14 protein-coding genes are annotated in these 16230 nt (G+C 64.0%); 7 read left to right on the top strand and 7 right to left on the bottom strand.

The window, feature by feature from the left end; genetic code table 11:
* Position 1: 1 nt before the first annotated feature.
* The 4 genes from AC25MA_RS18665 to AC25MA_RS18680 form a co-directional block, all read right to left on the bottom strand.
* On the bottom strand, positions 2–1708 hold the full coding sequence (locus AC25MA_RS18665; RefSeq protein WP_182324212.1) for a ShlB/FhaC/HecB family hemolysin secretion/activation protein: 1707 nt from the start codon (positions 1706–1708) through the stop codon (positions 2–4).
* 99 nt (positions 1709–1807) lie between these two features.
* Complete coding sequence (locus AC25MA_RS18670; RefSeq protein WP_486972295.1) at positions 1808–5929, bottom strand: hemagglutinin repeat-containing protein; 4122 nt, start codon at positions 5927–5929, stop codon at positions 1808–1810.
* A 146-nt stretch (positions 5930–6075) separates the two neighbouring features.
* Positions 6076–6639 (bottom strand): L,D-transpeptidase family protein, encoded by a 564-nt coding sequence (locus AC25MA_RS18675; RefSeq protein ID WP_062360491.1) that lies wholly within the window; start codon positions 6637–6639, stop codon positions 6076–6078.
* Positions 6640–6659: 20 nt separating this feature from the next.
* Complete coding sequence (locus AC25MA_RS18680; protein WP_069016785.1) at positions 6660–7214, bottom strand: NUDIX hydrolase; 555 nt, start codon at positions 7212–7214, stop codon at positions 6660–6662.
* Between the two features lie 137 nt (positions 7215–7351).
* Between AC25MA_RS18680 and AC25MA_RS18685 the strand changes: the two genes are divergently transcribed.
* The 5 genes from AC25MA_RS18685 to purT all read left to right on the top strand — a co-directional run bounded on the left by AC25MA_RS18685 (position 7352) and on the right by purT (position 10518).
* Complete coding sequence (locus AC25MA_RS18685; protein WP_062360495.1) at positions 7352–7951, top strand: CoA pyrophosphatase; 600 nt, start codon at positions 7352–7354, stop codon at positions 7949–7951.
* A gap of 44 nt (positions 7952–7995) precedes the next feature.
* Positions 7996–8520, top strand: a complete 525-nt coding sequence (locus AC25MA_RS18690; protein WP_062360497.1) for a gamma carbonic anhydrase family protein — start codon at positions 7996–7998, stop codon at positions 8518–8520.
* Positions 8510–8707 carry a DUF1289 domain-containing protein gene (locus tag AC25MA_RS18695; RefSeq protein ID WP_028691596.1) on the top strand — a complete coding sequence of 66 codons (198 nt, stop codon included), beginning with the start codon at positions 8510–8512 and terminating at the stop codon, positions 8705–8707. The genes AC25MA_RS18690 and AC25MA_RS18695 overlap by 11 nt, the downstream gene beginning before the upstream one ends.
* Positions 8708–8794: 87 nt before the next feature.
* Positions 8795–9262: a VUT family protein gene (locus AC25MA_RS18700; RefSeq protein ID WP_028691595.1), complete on the top strand. Its 468-nt coding sequence runs from the start codon at positions 8795–8797 to the stop codon at positions 9260–9262.
* Positions 9263–9336: 74 nt separating this feature from the next.
* Positions 9337–10518: a formate-dependent phosphoribosylglycinamide formyltransferase gene (purT, locus tag AC25MA_RS18705; protein WP_050704195.1), complete on the top strand. Its 1182-nt coding sequence runs from the start codon at positions 9337–9339 to the stop codon at positions 10516–10518.
* Positions 10519–10596: 78 nt separating this feature from the next.
* On the opposite strand, the gene AC25MA_RS18710 is transcribed toward purT, so the two are convergent.
* The 3 genes from AC25MA_RS18710 to AC25MA_RS18720 form a co-directional block, all read right to left on the bottom strand.
* Positions 10597–11901 (bottom strand): MFS transporter, encoded by a 1305-nt coding sequence (locus AC25MA_RS18710; RefSeq protein ID WP_062574980.1) that lies wholly within the window; start codon positions 11899–11901, stop codon positions 10597–10599.
* A gap of 242 nt (positions 11902–12143) precedes the next feature.
* A complete protein-coding gene (locus tag AC25MA_RS18715) occupies positions 12144–13331 on the bottom strand; it encodes a transporter associated domain-containing protein (RefSeq protein ID WP_028691592.1) in 1188 nt (395 codons plus the stop codon).
* 9 nt (positions 13332–13340) lie between these two features.
* On the bottom strand, positions 13341–14150 hold the full coding sequence (locus tag AC25MA_RS18720) for a cytochrome C assembly family protein (RefSeq protein WP_088851964.1): 810 nt from the start codon (positions 14148–14150) through the stop codon (positions 13341–13343).
* 218 nt (positions 14151–14368) lie between these two features.
* Here AC25MA_RS18720 and ffh point away from each other — a divergent pair, with 218 nt between their 5' ends.
* Entirely contained in the window at positions 14369–15745 is a 1377-nt protein-coding gene (gene ffh, locus AC25MA_RS18725) for a signal recognition particle protein (protein ID WP_028691590.1), read from the top strand.
* Between the two features lie 232 nt (positions 15746–15977).
* Positions 15978–16229 carry a 30S ribosomal protein S16 gene (gene rpsP, locus AC25MA_RS18730; protein WP_011535318.1) on the top strand — a complete coding sequence of 84 codons (252 nt, stop codon included), beginning with the start codon at positions 15978–15980 and terminating at the stop codon, positions 16227–16229.
* The last annotated feature ends 1 nt before the right edge of the window (position 16230 follow it).

The following is a 16230-nucleotide window of genomic DNA, read 5'->3' on the forward strand; positions in this document are numbered from 1 at the left end:
CTCAAATGCTCAGGGACCACTGGGCTACCCAGAAACCGTGTTCCAACGCCTTGCGCCGTCGATCGCTGGCATGCAGGGCGCGCTGGTAGTCCAGGCGCAGGCTGCTGCGTGGGACGCTCAGCTCAATACCCACCGAGGCACCGGTCAGGCGCTGGGAGGGACTCTCGCGCATATAGCGGGCCCAGCCATGGTCAAGGCCTATCGATGGGCGTGCTTGCACAGGCCAGGTCCAACCCGAGGGCAGCGGCTGACTGAGGGTGTTGCGCCAGACGGCGGCACTGGCGCCGGTCACGTTGTGCTGACGAAAACCGCGCACGGCCGAGTGATCGCTGAGCTGCTGCTGTTCGATCGCGGGCAGGACATCGGTGCTGAATTGCAGGGCCAGTTCACTCTGCCAACGCCATGGGTGCTCGGCAGGGCCTTGGCGCAGGTGCAGGAGGTTGGCGCGGTACTTTGTGAAGTCCGGACGGGGCGCACGCTTGTTGTGGTGGGGCTGGTCGGCGCCGAACCAGTCCACGCCCTTGCTCACGCCCAGGTACAGGTTCCATAGCCCGCTCTCCAGCCACAGCAGATTGAGGCCGGCATCGACGGTACTCAGGGTCGGGCTCTGCAGCGCCAGTACCACCGGGCCAAAGCGGTTGGTCAATGCCTTGCGGTCCACGCGGGTGCTGGCACTGAGCATGCCTTGGCGATTGCGCCAGAGCACACGCTCCGCGCCAAGGCCGAAAAACTCGTTCTCGCCATTGCTGCTGTAGCGGGTCCGGGGCACCGGGGCACTGTAGCGCATCTGGCTGGCGTTGAGGCTGAAGGTCCAGGGACCGTGAGGCAGGCTGTAATGGAGGCTCAAGCCTTCGGTTTGTCCTGGTGCTTCGAAAACGGTCCGGTTGAACGACAGGCGCAGGTCGTCGTTCAAACCCAGCGGGCTGTCCAGGCCCAGGCCCAGGTTCAGACGATGGCGGCCGGTCGTTTCACCGCCACGGTTGTCGATGCTGGCGTCCAGGTGCACGCGTGAGCAGACCTGCCGAGGTTTGATCACGACGCGGGTCCCCCCTTGCAACTCCCCAGGCAGCAGGGCCATTTCCAGGTCGTAGGCGCGCAGACGATTAAGTTGGTCGAGGCCTTGCTCAAGATCCGGCAAATGCAGGGGGCGGCCGAGTGTGCCTGGAAACGCGTTGCCCAGTGACAGGGGCAGGCCCTGGTCAGTGATTTCGATCGATTCTATGAAGCCCTCGACAATCACGATATCCAGTGGGGCGCCATGTTCAGGGGGGCGTGCAACGTAGGGGCGGCTGGTGGGATAGCCGGCCTGCACGTACTGCTGGGTGATTGCCTTGAGCAATCGGTCGATTTCTGCTGCGCCCATGCATGAGGACGACAAGGCGCGTACGGTGGGTTCAAGGTGCTGGGACCGAAGTGTTCGGTTGCCCGCCAGTCGCACGCCACTCACTGCCCAGCAGCGTTGACCCTGTTCGGTGGACGGTGTTTCGCTTCGGTGTGCTCTGTCGATGGGCCGTGAATGTTCCCAGCGTTCGAGTCGTCGGTCCTGTTCCAGTTTTCGCAGTGACTGCTGTTGGTCGCGTAGGTCCTGGCCGGCCGGATCGATCCAGCGTGGAGCCGCTACTACCGCCGATGGGCAGGCCAGGAAGATACTGGCAAGCAGGATGCTCGCGGCTCGGTATGAGACGCGGCTGAAAGTGCGGGTGTTCATGGGTCTGGGTCCGATACCGGTCCTCGCCAGCTCGGCGATTCAGGGTTGGATGGGGAGGTGCAGCGGCCTGTGGGCCGCTGCTTGCCAGGTGTTCGCGCCTCAGCGCTTGCGGCCCTGCTCAATTTGCGAGACGTACTCGGTGGTGGTGTCGTGGCCACTGCTTTCGTACGGCTTGTTGTTGCTGTTGCCTTCACCCTTGCCATGGAACAGGCTGGTGAAGAAGCCGACCGCACTCTTTGTCAGGCCCCCTGGCGTCAGGTCTACGTTGACCTTGGTATCCTCCTGATAGTCGCGGCCGCTGAGGTTCTGTCGGGTAATGCTGCTCCCGACGTCGACCTTGCCATCGCTGGCCTGTACTTTGGCGCCGACAAGATGGGTTGTGCCCCCGACGCCCAGGTCGATGCCCTGTGTGCCGGAGAGGGTGGTCTGTTGTGTGACGGTATCGTCAAGCTTCCTGGAGAGGCCTCCCTTGATTGCCGGCGTGACCTTGTCGGTGACCGTGCTCCAGAGCGCACTGACGATTTCGCCGATGTCGCCTTTGTCGAAGGCGTCCGCCAGTGATGGCTTGGCATCACCGGAAGCGTCTGCGGCGTCTTTCTGGTTCATTTTGATATCGGCATTGAGGGCCTTGGCGTCAGTCTGGTTCTTGCGACTTGCCACCAGCAGATCGCCACCGATTTCGCCTGCGACATGATGGGCTTCGACCTGGGCACCTTCGATACGGGTATCGCCTTTACTCTGTAACTCGACTGTGTCGGCGCGCAGACGGCTGTCGCTCCAGGTCGTGTTGTTGCGCGTGTCCAGTTCAAGCTGGACCAGGGCGTTCGCGCCTCCCAGTCCTATTGCTGAAAGCTTGGCTCCGGCGCCGAGGGTGACATCGAGGCTGTCGTGTTGTTCGGTGTTGCCTGCGGCTTCGATCAACACGCCACCATTGCGAGCCTCGAGGCCGATCTTCCGAGCACTGGCCTGCAACCCTTGCACGTTGAGGGCAGCATCATTGCTGGCCAGGCTCGTGAGCTGCACCGCCCCGTTACTGTCGAACGTCGCGCCGACGGCGGTACGCTTTTCCTGGCTGGTCCGGCCAAAGGTGCCTTCAGCGCCCAGACCGCCACCCACAGCGCTCCCCGAGCCATCCAGTTTGCCACCCCAGGTACCGCCCACCTTGGTTTCGGTATCGCCGGCTGCGGCAACGGTCAGCAGACCCTCACTGTGCAGCGTGATATCGCCGGTGGCCACGGTGCCGCTACCGATGCGCGTTCCCTCCAGACGCAGGTCGCCATGGCTGGAGAGCCCAACCTCATGCTTGCTGTCGATTTGCGCGACTCGCGCCTTGCTGTTCTGAGCCTCGTGCGTGTGGTGTTTGAGAGTACCCTGCGCCCCGCCATTGGCTCCGATCAGGTTGACACCCGCCTTCAGCGCCAGGCCTGCCTCCAGTGTCGTGGTTTTCTCCACGGTGCGGTCATGAACAGCCGCCAGTGTCAGGTCACCTTGGCTATCCAGGCGCACCGCACCCTCGCCGCCGTCGATGCGGGTACCCTCGTAGTGTCCGTTACCCGTGAGCGCGACCTGAACCCCATGCTTGCCCTGCAGACTGCCAACGCGGGCAAGCGTGGTTTCTCCCAGGCTCGCCTCGGAGCCCCCATGCCCTTCAAGCGTGCCGTTGACATCCGTCAAGGTCTTGCTGTCCACGCGCAGGTTACCGCCTGCGTTGACGCGGCTTGTTTCACGGGTAGTGCGATCACTGGCGGCCAGCATCTGGTGTTCGCCCGCCACGATCCGCAGATCACCCGCCTTGGCGTTGTAGTCGGTGCCCTCGTCCTTGATGCTGTCATAGGCCTGAACGATGACACGCCCTGCTTCGAATGTGCTGACCTGCGCCGTGCTGGTGGTGTCCCTCTGCTTGAGCGACTGGTGCTCCAGGGCCAGCTTTGCCTCCAGGTTTGGCTTCTGCGAATCGTTGAGCGTCGATTCGGCTTTCTGGCCTGTAGCCAACTGGCGCAAATGGTCGAAGGCGTACTTGGCGCGATCTGTCACGTATGCATAGTCGGCACTGACACCCAGGCCTCCATCCCACTTGCTCAGGAGGGTCTCGCGTACCGTGGTGTCGGCTGCCGCCTGGTTGTCGATCGTGTCAGCATTTATTTCCAGCGATCCTTGCGCCTGCACCTGGGCGGCAGAGGTAACCAGCTTTGCGGCATCGATCTTCATGTCACCGCTTGATTTCAGCGTGCTGCGTTGAACGGTGGACTGACTTTGGAGCTCGACGGTCGGACCCTGGTAGCCGTCGATGCTCACGCCGACACGCTCGGTCCCGATGGTGGCACTCAGCGCCGCGCCGCGGGTGGTGTCGAGGGTGTGTCTGCTCTCGTTATCGTAGGCCGCTGCAAGTTCGATGTCGTTGGCGTTGGCGGTGAGACTGCCGGCATTCGCTTGAACCTCGGAGCCCTTGAGCGTCAGCTTGCGAGCACTGGCCAAGGAAACGGTGCCGGCACTGACCGAACTCGCCACCTGGCGAGTCAAGGCTGTATTTTCATCCTTGTGCAAATGCTCGTAACCGATTTTCGCGGAGTACTGGCCTGAATCCGTTGCCGTTTCCCCGGCGCTGGCAACGAAGTCGCGAACACCAGTGATGCGATGACCCTGGTCGTTTTCCTCGGCGCTTTCAATGGTCAAGTCGCCCTTGCTGTCCAGCTGGAGGTGGTGCTTGGCATTGAGGTGTGAGCCACTGACCTGCATGTCGCTGCCGGCATGCGCAACGAGTTTGTTGCCCTTGAGCGTGCTGGCTTTGACCTGCTCTGTGTGCGACGTGCCGTCAGTGTCTGTGCGGTCAAGGTAAATGGTGTGGCTGTGCTGTTCCTTGGTATCGCGGCTTTCCAGGCCGGCGCCGATCGTCATCTTGTTGCCACTGCGCAGGTTAAGGGTGCTTCCTGCTTCAAGCTGTGCGGCGGTCAGCGTCAGGTCATTACCTGCCAGCAGGTCCAGATCGTCCTGCGCCACAAGGCGACTGCTCACAATCTTGCGATCGGTGGTCTCGGTAAGGCCCTTGCGGCTTTCGGTGGTGACGAACCAACTCTTCTTCACCCAGTCGACAGGGTCCTTCTGCAAGGTTTCGCGGGTAATGGTATCGAGCGTCAGGTTCTTCCCAGCGTTGAGCTCGACTTGCCGGCCCTTGCCATTGGCCGCAGTGAACTGCAAATCGTGCGCAGCGCTCAGCGCCAGCTTGCCGTTGCTGCTGGTGAGGTTGGTCTGGAGTAGTTCGTCGCCTTGCACCACCAGGTTACCGGCTGACTGGATGCTCAGGTCACCACGTTCCGCGTGCAGGTTCATCCCACCGATCTGCACACCCGCGCCCTCGGCAGTGCTCACGATGCGAATCTGACCGGCGCGCATCGAGCCGAGCAGGCTGGCGTCAATGGATCCGGATACGCCAGGCAGATGCTGCAGCACAGCGCGGTTTTCGGCATCGACAGTATTACGTCCGACGGTGAGGTTCAGGTCGTCCTTGGCCAACAGCAAGCCTTTGGCATCGATACGTGGCGCGATAAGCGCCAAGGCGCCTTCGCCATTGCTCAGGCCACGCCCCAGCACATTGAGGGCGCCGCGGGCATCACGGCTGTCGAGATGTTTGACCTGCCCATCCTGGACGTGCGCATTACCTACCACGAAGCCCGCGCGGGTCGTATTGATGAAGCTGCCACCGTTGACCGTGATGCCGTTGGGATTGGCAAGCAGGTAATCGGCTTTCTGCCCGAAGATTTCCTGCGCGCCTTCGATTTTCGAGGCGTTCTGGCTGATGACCTCGTTGAGGATGGTCGAGGCGGCCTGGCCTTGGAACTGCGGGTTGGCGCCGAGCTGGCCGGCCAGTTGCGATTGCCCGGCCTGCAGGGCGTTGTTCAACACCAGACCTTGCCTGCCGACGTTGTAGTCGAGGAACTGATTGTGCGACAGGCCGCTGGCATTGGGTGCGACGATGTCGATCACCGGAACGCCGTGGCCATTGTCGATGATCGGGGTACCGCCAGGGCCCGGCGCCGGGGTCAGGGCGCCTTGCGCTTGGACCTGGGTGGTGCCCAGCAGGGCGAGAAAGACAGCCCAGCGTAAAGTGTCGGGACTGGTTTTGGGAGCAGGATTTTGCATGAGAACCTCGCAAGTGATGTACGAAATCGAGTAATCATTTGCGGGAATTTTAAGAAGACTGTTGATGGCGTTTATGTGGCTCAATGCCATCACTTTGTGGGAAGGAATGCTCTTTGTCGCGTAGGAAAAGTGAGCAGATATCTACAGAAACGGAGTTTGACGGCGAAAGAGAAAGGCCTGCCCTGCGTGAGCAGGACAGGCCTTCGTCGTAATCGGATGAGTCGAGAGGATCAGGGCCGGATTTCGATCAGCGTGCCGTCCTTGACCATGCTCCACACCTCGCGCATGTCGTCATTGCGCATGGCGATGCAGCCCTCGGTCCAGTCGAGGGTGTGGAAGTACCACTCGGGGTACTCCTCGTTGATCGGCGTGCCGTGGATCATGATCATGCTGCCGGGGGGCACGCCTTCGCTGCGGGCCTTGGCGGCATCGGTGATGTTCGGGTAGGAGATGTGCATGGCCAGGTTGTAGCGGTCGCTGACCTTGCGCCAGTCAAGCCAGTACAGCCCTTCAGGGGTCTTCTTGTCGCCCTCGCGCTGCTTGGCGCCCTTGGGCTGCTTGCCCAGGGAGATGCGGTAGGTCTTGAGCGGCTCGCCGCGGCTGATCAACTGCAGGCGGCGTTCGGACTTGATCACCAGCACCTTGTCGATCAGCCGTTCCTGCTGGGCGCCGCCAGTGGCGGGCTGGGCCGGCGACTGCACGGCCGACGGTGTCTTGCGGATGATGGTCTCGGTGAAGGCGGCTTGCGACACCGAGGCGACACTGAGGCAGAAGAGGGCAAGCAGCCAGCGCATGAAACCGTATCCCTGAAGACTTAAATGGTGGGCGACGAAACGTTCATCGGCGGCAGGTATTCATGGCCTATGGGGTAGTGCTGCCTGATGCGGTCGCGATAATAGCATTCTAGTGTGCGTGTGACGGTGCGGAAAGCCAGCTCGCCCCAGGGGATCTCGTGTTCCTCGAACAGGCGCACCTCCAGGCTCTCGATGCCCACGGCGAAGTCCAGGTCGGCCAGCTCGGCACGGAAGAACACGTGTACCTGGTTGATGTGCGGCAGGTCGAACAGCTGGTACAGGCTCATCTCGGCTACCCGGGCGCAGGCCTCCTCGACGGTTTCGCGACGGGCGGCGGCATCCAGGGTCTCGCCGTTCTCCATGAACCCGGCGGGCAAGGTCCAGAAGCCCCGGCGCGGCTCGATGGCGCGGCGGCACAGCAGCACCTGGGAACGCCAGATGGGCAGCACCCCGGCGACGATGTTGGGGTTCTGGTAGTGGATGGTCTGGCAATGGTCGCAGACATACCGCAGGCGGCTGTCGCCTTCGGGGATCCGCTGGGTGACCGGTTGGCCGCACGCGCTGCAGAATTTCATGCTTACATTCATTCCAATGGGGTCGGACTATCTTGGCGCGCCCGGCCCGCCCACCGCAAGCGGCCTGCGGGCGGGGCTTGGGTGCCTCGCGGCTTTGGTGCATCATGCAAGGCAGGCCTTGGACACGAGAGTGCGTAATGCTGGATGAGCTTCTTCGCCGAATGAGCAACCATACCCCCGCGTCACTGGAGACGGACCGCCGTTTCCCAGAAGCGGCGGTGTTGTTGCCCATTACCCGTAGCGAAGAGCCGGAGCTGGTGCTGACCCTGCGCGCCCAGGGCCTGTCGACCCACGGCGGCGAAGTTGCCTTTCCTGGCGGTCGGCGCGATCCGGAAGACCCCGACCTGGTGTTCACCGCCCTGCGCGAGGCCGAGGAAGAAATCGGCCTGCCGCCCGGGCTGGTCGAGGTGATCGGGCCGCTGAGCCCGGTGATCTCGTTGCACGGCCTGAAGGTGACACCGTTCGTCGGTTTGATCCCCGACTATGTCGAGTACTGCGCCAATGACGCCGAAATTGCCGCAGTGTTCACCGTGCCGCTGGCGTTCTTCCGTCAGGATCCCCGTGATCACACCCATCGCATCGACTACCAGGGGCGCAGCTGGTACGTGCCCAGCTACCGTTACGGCGACTACAAGATCTGGGGCTTGTCGGCGATCATGATCGTCGAACTGGTCAACCTGCTGTTCGATGCCGGCATCAGCCTGCACCAGCCACCCGAGCGTTTCATCAAGAACTGAGCGGGGTACACCCCGCCACCGCGTTCAACCGTGAGGAGCGATACATGAAATACCGCCTGGGCGACCTGCGGGTCGAGACCCATCCCGAGAGCTGGACCGCGCCCAACGCCACGCTGATCGGCAAGGTGCGCCTGCAGGCCCGCGCCAGCGTCTGGTTCGGCGCGGTGCTGCGCGGCGACAACGAGCTGATCGACATCGGCGAGGACAGCAACGTCCAGGACGGCACGGTGATGCACACCGACATGGGTGCGCCGCTGACCATCGGCCGTGGCGTGACCATCGGCCACAACGCCATGCTGCACGGCTGCATGGTCGGGGACTACAGCCTGATCGGCATCAACGCGGTGATTCTCAATGGGGCGCGGATCGGCAAGCATTGCATCATCGGCGCCAATGCGCTGATCCCCGAAGGCAAGGAAATTCCCGACGGTTCGCTGGTGATGGGCTCGCCGGGCAAAGTGGTGCGCGAGCTTACCGAGCAGCAGAAGCGCATGCTCGAGGCCAGCGCCGCGCACTACGTGCACAACGCCCAGCGCTATGCGCGTGAGCTGGTGATCGATGAAGACTGACGAACGGCCCGTGGCCTCGCCCTGCGTCAGCATCTGCGCGCTGGACGAGCAGGATATCTGCACCGGGTGCCAGCGCACGGTGGACGAGATCACCCGCTGGGGGCGGATGGACAACGAGCAGCGCCGGGAGGTGCTCAAGAAATGCCATGAGCGGGCGCTGGCGGCGGGGCTGGTGATTGGCCTGTAACACGGGACGCCGGTGGCGTGGGAGCGGGCTTGTCCCGCGATGGGGCCGGCGCTAATCTGTGCGGCTGGCCCACCGAACGCAAAGACCATGTTCTATCTCATCGCCTACATCAGCAGCGTGGTGCTGATCAACTACGCCTTTTCCAGCGCGCCGCACCTGGACGTGATCTGGTCCGCCTGGGGCGGATTGGTGTTCATCCTGCGCGACATGGTGCAGACCCGCTACGGCCACGGCGCGTTGCTGGCCATGCTGGCGGCGCTGGTGCTGTCCTACGCGACGTCGGAGCCGGCCATCGCCCTGGCCAGCGCCACCGCGTTCTTCGTCTCCGAGCTGATCGACTGGCTGGTGTTCAGCGTCACCCGACGGCCTTTGCGTGACCGCCTGTGGTTGAGTTCGGCGCTGAGCATCCCGGTCGACACCTTCATCTTCTTCGGCATGATCGGCGCGCTGACCCCGGCGGTGATCGGCACAGCGCTGGCCTCGAAGTTCGCCGGGGTAACGGCGGTCTGGTTGATCATGGCCTGGCGGGCACGGCGCGCGGTGGCCACATCCTGATGTAGAATACCGGTCCATTTTTCAGCGGGCGGCAGCCAGCGTGGCGCGGCCCCGGACGCCTTCGAGGACCTGAAATGACCCGTATCGGAACCCCATTGTCGCCCACCGCGACCCGTGTACTGCTGTGCGGCTGCGGCGAGTTGGGCAAGGAAGTGGTGATCGAGCTGCAGCGCCTGGGTGTCGAGGTGATTGCCGTGGACCGTTACGCCAACGCGCCGGCCATGCAGGTCGCGCACCGCAGCCATGTGATCAACATGCTCGACGGCGTCGCCCTGCGCGCGGTGATCGAGGCTGAGAAACCGCACTACATCGTGCCCGAGATCGAGGCCATCGCCACCGCCACCTTGGTCGAGCTGGAAAACGAAGGCTTCAACGTGGTGCCCACCGCCCGCGCCACCCAGCTGACCATGAACCGCGAAGGCATCCGCCGCCTGGCGGCCGAAGAGCTCGACCTGCCGACTTCGCCGTATCACTTCGCCGACACCTACGAGGACTACGCCAAGGCCGTGGCCGACCTGGGCTACCCGTGCGTGGTCAAGCCGGTGATGAGCTCCTCGGGCAAGGGCCAGAGCCTGCTGCGTGGCGACGATGACCTGCGAAAAGCCTGGGACTACGCCCAGGAAGGTGGCCGCGCCGGCAAGGGCCGGGTGATCATCGAGGGCTTCATCGACTTTGAGTACGAGATCACCCTGCTGACCGTGCGCCATGTGGGCGGCACCACTTTCCTCGCGCCGGTCGGTCACCGTCAGGAGAAGGGCGACTATCAGGAGTCCTGGCAACCCCAGGCCATGAGCCCGAAGGCCTTGGCCGAGTCGCAGCGGGTGGCCCAGGCGGTCACCGACGCGTTGGGCGGGCGTGGCCTGTTCGGCGTGGAGCTGTTCGTCAAGGGCGACCAGGTGTGGTTCAGCGAGGTCTCGCCGCGTCCGCACGACACCGGCCTTGTGACCCTGATCTCCCAGGACCTGTCGCAGTTCGCCCTGCATGCCCGGGCCATTCTCGGCCTGCCGATCCCGGTGGTGCGCCAGTTCGGTCCATCGGCCTCGGCGGTGATCCTGCCGGAAGGCCAGTCGCAGCAGACCAGCTTCGCCAACCTCGGCGCCGCACTGAGCGAGCCGGATACCGCCATTCGCCTGTTCGGCAAGCCTGAGATCAACGGCACCCGCCGCATGGGCGTGTGCCTGGCTCGCGACGAGTCGGTCGAGGCCGCCCGGGCCAAGGCGACCCGTGCTTCGCAAGCCGTGAAAGTCGAGTTCTGACCTGAAACGATCGCGGGGCAAGCCCGCTCCCACGCCAGTATCAGCCTGGCGTGGGAGCGGGCTTGCCCCGCGATTGCTTCAAAGCTCGGTATTGCGCGTCTCTTTCAGGCACAACACGGCAATCAGGCTGATCACCGCCGCCACTGACACATACCCTCCCACCCAGCTCAATCCCCCCATGCTCACCAGCTTCTGGGCAAAGAACGGTGCCGCCGAGGCGCCGACGATACCGCCCAGGTTGTAGGCCGCCGAGGCGCCGGTGTAGCGCACATGGGTCGGGAACAGCTCGGGCAGCAGCGCGCCCATCGGCGCGAAGGTCACCCCCATCAGGAACAGCTCGATGGCCAGGAACAGCGCCACGCCCGTGGTAGAGCCCGAGGTCAGCAGCGGTTCCATGGTGAAACCCGAGGCGATCGCCAGCAGGCCGCCGACCACCAGCACCGGCTTGCGCCCGTAACGGTCGCTGAGCCAGGCCGACAGCGGCGTGGCCAGGGCCATGAACACCACCGCGAAGCACAGCAGGCCGAGGAAGGTCTCGCGACTGTAGCCGAGGGTGGTCACGCCATAGCTGAGCGAGAATACCGTGGAGATGTAGAACAGCGCATAGCACACCACCATGGCCGCGGCGCCCAGCAGGGTCGGCAGCCAGTAGCGGGCGAACAGGTCGACCACCGGCATCTTCACCCGTTCGTGACGGGCGACCGCCTTGGCGAACACCGGGCTTTCCTCCAGCTTCAGGCGCACGTACAGGCCGACCAGCACCAGCGCCGCGCTAAGCAGGAACGGAATGCGCCAGCCCCATTCGCGGAACTGCTCGTCGCTGAGCACCAGGGCCAGGGTGAGGAACAGGCCGTTGGCGGCGAGAAAGCCGATCGACGGGCCCAGCTGCGGGAACATGCCGAACCAGGCGCGCTTGCCCTGTGGCGCGTTCTCGGTGGCCAGCAGCGCCGCGCCGCCCCATTCGCCGCCCAGCCCCAGGCCTTGGCCGAAGCGCAGCAGGCAAAGGATGATCGGCGCCCAGACGCCGATGCTGTCATAGCCGGGCAGCACGCCGATCAGCGTGGTGGACACGCCCATCAGCAGCAGCGAGGCGACCAGCGTCGACTTGCGCCCGATGCGGTCGCCAAAGTGGCCGAACAGCGCCGAGCCCAGCGGGCGGGCGAGGAAGGCGATACCAAAGGTGAGAAAGGCCGCGAGCATCTGCGCGGTGCCGGAGCCTGACGGGAAGAATACCGGCCCGATCACCAGCGCGGCGGCGGTGGCGTAGACGTAGAAATCGTAGAACTCGATGGCGGTGCCGATGAAACTGGCGGTGGCCACCCGGGCCGGCGAATTGACCGGTGTTGCCGAGGCAGGTTCGGCGTAGGTGCTGCTGGTAGTCATGCGAAGGTCCCTGACAGTCATGCTCCATGGGGCACGGCCCATGTGACGGGCACACGGGAGCCGGAGCGTATTGTTGTTGGTCGCGCGACTGACGATAGCCCAGGGGATAGGCGGTGAGCGGTTGCTGTTCGGGGTGCTGAAGCAGGACCGCGGGGCGTGTCAGTGGTGCGGACTGGCCGTCGGGCGCTGGGTGCGGATAGCGGGCGGGACGGCAGGGCTGGGTAAGCGTGTTTCGAGTATAGCTAGCGAGTCAGTGTCCAGACCAGTACCTTGCTCGCGCAATTATCCTCGGTTTCGAGGATTTCCAGCCGATATCTGCCAATTTTGAGACATACCGCGCTTGCCGGGATGCTTTCCAATGCCTCGGTGACCAGCCCGTTGAGGGTTTTCGGCCCGCCGTCGCAGGGCAGGTGCCAGCCAAGGGTGCGGTTGATCTCGCGCAGCGAGGCCGTCCCCTCGATGACGAAGCGGCCATCGGGTTGGGGGTGGACGTGAGGGTTGTCCAGGCTCTGCTCGTCCTCGAACTCGCCGACGATCTCCTCGAGGATATCCTCCAGGGTGACGATGCCCAGCACCTCGCCGTACTCGTCCACCACCACGCCCATGCGCCGCTGCTGCTTGTGGAAGTTCAGCAACTGCATCTGCAGCGGGGTGCTTTCGGGGACGAAGTAGGGTTCGTAACAGGCCGCCTGGAGTTTCTCAGGGGTCAGCTCGGCTCGCGGCAGCAGGTGGCTGATCAGCTTGGTGTTGAGTACCGCTTCGACCTGGTTGATGTCGTTGTGGTAGACCGGCAGGCGGGTGTGACGGCTGACGATCAGTTGCTCGATGATGCGTTCGATGGGGTCGTCGAGGTTGATGCCGTCGACTTCGTTTCGTGGCACGAGGATGTCGTTGACGGTGATCTTGTCCAGTGCCTGCAGGCCTTCGAGCAGGCCGTGGCGGGTGCTGTCAGTCGGGCCGTCCTCGTCGAAGTCGTCGTCTGCTTGCGGATGCAGGGCCACCGCCGTGGGTTGCGCGCGGAACGGGCGCAGGATCTGCTTGGCGCAGCCGTCGAGCAGGCAGCCCAGCGGCTGCAGCAGCGCCAGCGGCCATTTAAGCAGGTTATCGCCCAGACTCAGGAAGGCTTGCGGGTCGCGGCGGGCCAGGCGGCGTGGCAGGTAGTCGGCGAGCACCAGCAGGGTGAAGGCGGCCCCGAGGCCCGCCAGCCAGAAACCGTGCTCACCGTCGTAGCGCTGGCCGATCAGGCAGGCCAGGCCCAGCACCAGCAACTTGCCGAGGCTGGCGCCGAGCACCAGGCCCTGGGCGGGCAGAGTGGCGTCGCCCTGGCCAGTGGCTTGCTGGCGGGCGCTGTCGACCGCGGTGAACAACGCCGACCACAGCAGCGCCAGTGCGATGATGCCGAGCAGCGGGGCGTACGGCAGGGTGTCCATGGGCGACCGTCAGATATGCAGGATGAATTCGCGGACCAGCTTGCTGCCGAAATAGGCCAGCATCAGCAGGCAGAAGCCGGCCAGGGTCCAGCGGATAGCCTTGTGCCCGCGCCAGCCGAGGCGGGTACGGCCCCACAGCAGCACGCTGAACACGACCCAGGCCACGCAGGCCAGCAGGGTCTTGTGCACCAGATGCTGGGCGAACAGGTTGTCGAGGAACAGCCAGCCGGAGATCAGCGACAGCGACAGCAGCACCCAGCCGGCCCAGAGGAAGCCGAACAGCAGGCTTTCCATGGTCTGCAGCGGCGGGAAGTTGCGGATCAGCCCGGACGGATGCTTGTGTTTGAGCTGGTGGTCCTGCAGCAACAGCAGCAGGGCCTGGAACACGGCGATGGTGAACAGGCCGTAGGCCAGGATCGACAGCAGGATGTGCGCGAGAATGCCGGGCTCTTCGTTGATCAGCGGCACCGTGCCGGGCGGGGCGAACTGGGCCAGCAGCGCGGTCACCGCGCCAAGCGGGAACAGCAGCACCAGCAGGTTCTCCACCGGGATGCTCAGGCAGGCGAGCAGGGTCAGGCCGATCACCGCCACGGCGATCAGGCTGGCGGCGCTGAAGAAGTCCAGGCTCAGGCCCAGGGGCGTGATCAGCTGGAAGAACAGGGCGCCGCCCTGGGCGACCACCGCCAACGTGCCGAGCAGGCCCAGCAGCCGTTTGTCGGCGCGGGCGCCACGGGCCAGCCCGGTGGCCTGGTAGACGGACGCGGCCAGATAGAGGAAGGCAGCGAGCAGATTGGGGATGAGGCTGGGTGAAGAGAACATAAGTCCTGGCAGGCAAGCCCTAAAGGGACGGAGTTTGGCATAGATCGCGGTGGGCAAGGAAGACTGCGTGTCAATCGTGGGGCTAGCCGGTGGTCCCGAGCGAGGTGTGCGCAGGAAGCAGTCTCCGCTATAATCGCCGCCTTGCTCTGCCCGGCGCGTGTACATGTTCACCTGGGCATCTGAAAAACCTCGGCTTCACTGGGCCTGAAAGGATCACCATGTTCGAAAACCTGACCGACCGCCTGTCACAGACGCTACGCCATGTCACCGGCAAGGCCAAGCTGACCGAAGACAACATCAAGGACACGCTGCGCGAAGTGCGCATGGCCCTGCTCGAGGCCGACGTCGCCCTGCCGGTGGTCAAGGATTTCGTCAACAGCGTCAAGGAGCGCGCGGTCGGCACTGAGGTGTCGCGCAGCCTGACGCCAGGCCAGGCCTTCGTGAAGATCGTCCAGGCCGAGCTGGAAAGCCTGATGGGCGCGGCCAACGAAGAGCTGACGCTCAACGCCGCGCCGCCTGCCGTGGTGCTGATGGCCGGTCTGCAAGGTGCCGGTAAGACCACCACCGCCGGCAAGCTGGCGCGTCACCTGAAAGAGCGCAAGAAGAAGAGCGTGATGGTGGTGTCGGCCGACGTCTACCGTCCGGCGGCGATCAAGCAGCTCGAAACCCTGGCTAACGATATCGGGGTGACCTTCTTCCCGTCCGATATCAGCCAGAAGCCAGTGGCCATCGCCGAGGCAGCGATCCGCGAGGCCAAGCTCAAGTTCATCGACGTGGTGATCGTCGATACCGCCGGTCGCCTGCATGTCGACGCCGACATGATGGACGAGATCAAGGCCCTGCATGCTGCGGTCAAGCCGATCGAGACCCTGTTCGTGGTCGACGCCATGACCGGCCAGGACGCGGCCAACACCGCCAAGGCCTTCGGCGACGCCCTGCCGCTGACCGGCGTGGTGCTGACCAAGGTCGACGGCGACGCCCGTGGCGGTGCCGCGCTGTCGGTGCGCGCCATCACCGGCAAGCCGATCAAGTTCATCGGCATGGGCGAGAAAACCGAGGCCCTGGAGCCGTTCCACCCTGATCGCATTGCCTCGCGCATCCTTGGCATGGGCGATGTGCTCAGCCTGATCGAGCAGGCCGAGCAGAACATCGACAAGGCCAAGGCCGACAAGCTGGCCAAGAAGCTGAAGAAGGGCAAGGGCTTCGATCTCGAGGACTTCCGCGACCAACTGCAGCAGATGAAGAACATGGGCGGTCTCGGCGGCCTGATGGACAAGCTGCCGAGCATCGGTGGCGTGAACCTGTCGCAGATGGGCAATGCCCAGGGCGCGGCCGAGAAGCAGTTCAAGCAGATGGAGGCGATCATCAACTCCATGACGCCGGCCGAGCGTCGCGACCCCGACCTGATCAGCGGTTCGCGCAAGCGCCGCATCGCCCTCGGTTCCGGCACCCAGGTGCAGGACATCGGTCGCTTGATCAAGCAGCACAAGCAGATGCAGAAGATGATGAAGAAATTCTCCGCCAAGGGCGGCATGGCCAAGATGATGCGTGGCCTTGGCGGGATGCTGCCGGGTGGCGGCATGCCGAAACTGTAAAAGAATCCGGCGGGCTTCCTTATATGAGGAAGTCTGCCAGACCCCCGCTATGGCGGGATCATGGCCGCCGCGAGGTGGCCCAAACCGGCAGAACTGATCGGCAGGCCCCGGCATTGCCGAAAAAGGCATTTGCAAATGTCCGTGTATTCCCCGAGAATATGCGGCCTTTTGGGCACCCGTGTGCCCATTGGGCATTCAGTTTTGCAGCACCGACTATAGGAACGATGTTCACATGGTAACCATTCGTCTGGCCCGTGGCGGCTCGAAAAAGCGCCCATTCTACCACCTGACCGTGACCAACTCGCGTAACGCCCGTGACGGCCGTTTCGTTGAGCGCGTTGGCTTCTTCAACCCGATCGCATCGGGCGCCGAAGTCAAGCTGTCGGTCAACCAAGAGCGCGTCACCTACTGGCTGAGCCAGGGCGCACAGCCGTCTGAGCGTGTTGCTCAGCTGCTGAAGGAAGCTGCCAAGGCTGCAGCCTGAG

Source organism: Pseudomonas sp. P65(2024) (assembly GCF_057480955.1).

Bases quoted from the DNA above. Each gene is read 5' to 3' on its own strand.
- AC25MA_RS18675 (WP_062360491.1), bottom strand. From the start codon at position 6,639: ATGCGCTGGCTGCTTGCCCTCTTCTGCCTCAGTGTCGCCTCGGTGTCG.
- AC25MA_RS18700 (WP_028691595.1), top strand. From the start codon at position 8,795: ATGTTCTATCTCATCGCCTACATCAGCAGCGTGGTGCTGATCAACTAC.
- AC25MA_RS18680 (WP_069016785.1), bottom strand. From the start codon at position 7,214: ATGAAATTCTGCAGCGCGTGCGGCCAACCGGTCACCCAGCGGATCCCC.
- AC25MA_RS18710 (WP_062574980.1), bottom strand. From the start codon at position 11,901: ATGACTACCAGCAGCACCTACGCCGAACCTGCCTCGGCAACACCGGTC.
- AC25MA_RS18695 (WP_028691596.1), top strand. From the start codon at position 8,510: ATGAAGACTGACGAACGGCCCGTGGCCTCGCCCTGCGTCAGCATCTGC.
- AC25MA_RS18715 (WP_028691592.1), bottom strand. From the start codon at position 13,331: ATGGACACCCTGCCGTACGCCCCGCTGCTCGGCATCATCGCACTGGCG.
- ffh (WP_028691590.1), top strand. From the start codon at position 14,369: ATGTTCGAAAACCTGACCGACCGCCTGTCACAGACGCTACGCCATGTC.
- AC25MA_RS18690 (WP_062360497.1), top strand. From the start codon at position 7,996: ATGAAATACCGCCTGGGCGACCTGCGGGTCGAGACCCATCCCGAGAGC.
- purT (WP_050704195.1), top strand. From the start codon at position 9,337: ATGACCCGTATCGGAACCCCATTGTCGCCCACCGCGACCCGTGTACTG.
- AC25MA_RS18685 (WP_062360495.1), top strand. From the start codon at position 7,352: ATGCTGGATGAGCTTCTTCGCCGAATGAGCAACCATACCCCCGCGTCA.
- AC25MA_RS18665 (WP_182324212.1), bottom strand. From the start codon at position 1,708: ATGAACACCCGCACTTTCAGCCGCGTCTCATACCGAGCCGCGAGCATC.
- rpsP (WP_011535318.1), top strand. From the start codon at position 15,978: ATGGTAACCATTCGTCTGGCCCGTGGCGGCTCGAAAAAGCGCCCATTC.
- AC25MA_RS18720 (WP_088851964.1), bottom strand. From the start codon at position 14,150: ATGTTCTCTTCACCCAGCCTCATCCCCAATCTGCTCGCTGCCTTCCTC.